Genomic DNA, 1,190 nt, shown 5'->3' on the forward strand with positions numbered 1-1,190 from the left:
CGACGGCCCCGGTCCGGCCCGCCTCCGTGCCGGCCGCCGCCGCGCTCCCCGTCATCGCGAAGCCGCCGATCCGCAAGCTCGCGAAGGACCTCGACGTCGACCTCCTCGAGGTGCAGGCCACCGGCCTCGCCGGCGAGGTCACCCGCGACGACGTCATCCGCCACGCCTCCCAGGCCAGCGTCTTCCGCAACATCCAGACCCCCGCCTGGGGCGACGACCGCGAGGAGCGCATCCCCGTGCGTGGCGTCCGCAAGGCGATCGCCGCCGCGATGTCGACGAGCGCGTTCACCGCGCCCCACGTCAGCGTCTTCGTCGACGTCGACGCGACCCGCACCATGGAGTTCGTCAAGCGCCTCAAGAACTCGCCCGACTTCGCCGGCGTCAAGGTCTCGCCGCTGCTCATCATGGCCAAGGCCATCATCTGGGCCGTCCGCCGCAACCCCACCGTCAACTCCGCCTGGACCGACACCGAGATCGTCGTCCGCCACTACGTCAACCTCGGCATCGCCGCGGCCACCCCGCGCGGACTGCTCGTCCCCAACGTCAAGGACGCCCAGTCGATGAGCCTCCTCGAACTGGCCCAGGCCCTCGAGAAGCTCACCCTCGACGCCCGCGACGGCAAGACCACCGCCGCCGACATGCAGAACGGCACCATCACCATCACCAACATCGGCGTCTTCGGGATGGACACGGGCACCCCGATCCTCAACCCCGGCGAAGTCGCGATCATCGCCCTCGGCACGATCAAGCAGAAGCCCTGGGTCGTCGACGGCGAGGTCCGCCCCCGCTTCGTCACCACGGTCGGCGGCTCCTTCGACCACCGCGTCGTCGACGGCGACGTGGTCAGCCGCTTCGTCGCCGACGTCGCCAGCGTGCTGGAGGAACCGGCGCTGCTGCTCGATTGAGCGGATTCCTCCTTCGTCGTCATCCGCTCCGCGGTCGGCTGTACGAGGTGGGGCGTTTCGTGGAGCGGGGAGCGTACCGCTACGGCGAATCGCTGGAACGCGATTCGGCGGTGAGCTCGGCCCTGCGGGCGAGCGTGCGCTGACGTGGCTCGGCCCTTCGCTGTCGAGGGAGGGCGGATGGTCTCCGCTGAGGGTGCGGTGTGCACCCGCGACGTCGAGAGCGGGGGAACGGCAGCGGTCAGCGGGGGGAGACGGCGAAGGAGTGCAGGGCGAGGGCGTCGCTCA

1 protein-coding gene is annotated in these 1,190 nt (G+C 70.6%); it reads left to right on the top strand.

The features are described 5' to 3' along the window. On the top strand, window positions 1-905 hold a 905-nt coding region (locus tag C5C33_RS18085), incomplete at its 5' end, for a dihydrolipoamide acetyltransferase family protein (RefSeq protein ID WP_146085828.1). Window positions 906-1,190 lie beyond the last annotated feature (285 nt).

This window comes from Rathayibacter sp. AY1H3, assembly GCF_002932015.1.